This window comes from Cellulomonas sp. ACRRI, from assembly GCF_022346185.1.
Classification (GTDB): domain Bacteria; phylum Actinomycetota; class Actinomycetes; order Actinomycetales; family Cellulomonadaceae; genus Cellulomonas.
Genome location: NZ_JAKRMS010000263.1, coordinates 1 through 1,168 on the forward strand (window position 1 = coordinate 1; position 1,168 = coordinate 1,168).

At 78.2% G+C, this 1,168-nt stretch carries 1 protein-coding gene and 1 pseudogene; both read right to left on the reverse strand.

What is annotated here, in order from left to right:
• A partial coding sequence (locus MHY85_RS21055) for a VanZ family protein (RefSeq protein ID WP_239200421.1) occupies positions 1 to 941 on the reverse strand: 941 nt, incomplete at its 3' end.
• A gap of 9 nt (positions 942 to 950) precedes the next feature.
• Positions 951 to 1,168, reverse strand: a pseudogene (locus tag MHY85_RS21060) (hypothetical protein); the annotation flags it as partial.

Consider the following 1,168-nt stretch of genomic DNA (forward strand, 5'->3'; position numbering starts at 1 on the left):
GCCCCGAGCGCACCCCGCGCCGCCCGGACCCCGAGCGACCCGCGCCCGGACGTCCCGTCCGCCCGGCGCCACCGCGGCTCGAGCCACATCGCCCGCTGCCCGAGCGACGCGCCGCTCCCGAGGAGCGGCGGCAGCCACAGCAGGGCCGCGACGGGCAGCACGGTGCCGATCAGCAGCTCCACCGCGTCGCCGGCACCCGGGAGCGGTCGGCCGGTCGCGAGGAGGAGCAGCCGGTACGCGACGGTCAGGGCGAACCCGACGGCCGTCACGAGCGCGGCGTCGACGAGCATCCCGACCCACCGCCGCGCGACGGTGACCGGCCGCGGCAGCGCGCGCCCCGGGGCGAGGTCGCCGGGGCGCGGCATCCAGCCGAGCACCACCGGCGCGACCAGGGCGCCGAGCAGCCCGCCCAGGGTGTTCGTGAGCAGGTCGTCGACGTCGCCCAGCCGGTACGCGCAGCCGATCAGGCCGAAGACGCCGGTCGCCTGGGTCGCCTCGATGACCAGGGACGCGGCGGCCGCGGACACCGTGCTGGCGAGCACGCCCCGGCCGAGGTACCGGCGGACGAGCACGCCCCAGGGGACGAAGAGCAACACGTTGAACACGACCTGCAGGACGGCCGCGCTGCGCAGCGTGGCCCCGAGACCGAGGCCGGCGGTGTCCCGCCGGATGTCCGCGACGAACTGGAGCGGGCGCAGCTGCGGACCGCCCACGCCGTACCGCGCGCACCACGCGGCGAGGTCGCCCGAGGGGAGCGGCAGCAGCGTGTACGCGAGCAGGGCGACGCCGTACACGGCGACCGCCGCCGCACCGAGCAGCCGCGCCCCGCTGAGCCGGCCGTACCGCCTGCTCTGCGCGGCGAGCACCGGCACGAGCAGCACGGCGAAGGCCGCGACCCCGCCGACGACGCCCACCCACGCGGGCCAGGTCCACCGGTCCATGCCGCCACGCTAGGGCGTGCTGGACCCCGTGGCCGACCCGGTGGGCGCCTCGGTCGCGGGCGCGGTGGGTGACGCGGTCGGGGACGCGGCCGCCTCCGCCGCGGTCTGCGCGGCGAGCTCCGTGCTCACCTGCTCGACGAACGCCAGCAGCGCGTCGGCGTCGCCGAGGTCGCCGGTGTACTGCTGCCCGCCGACCAGCACGACCGGGCTGGTGGTGACGCTGCCGA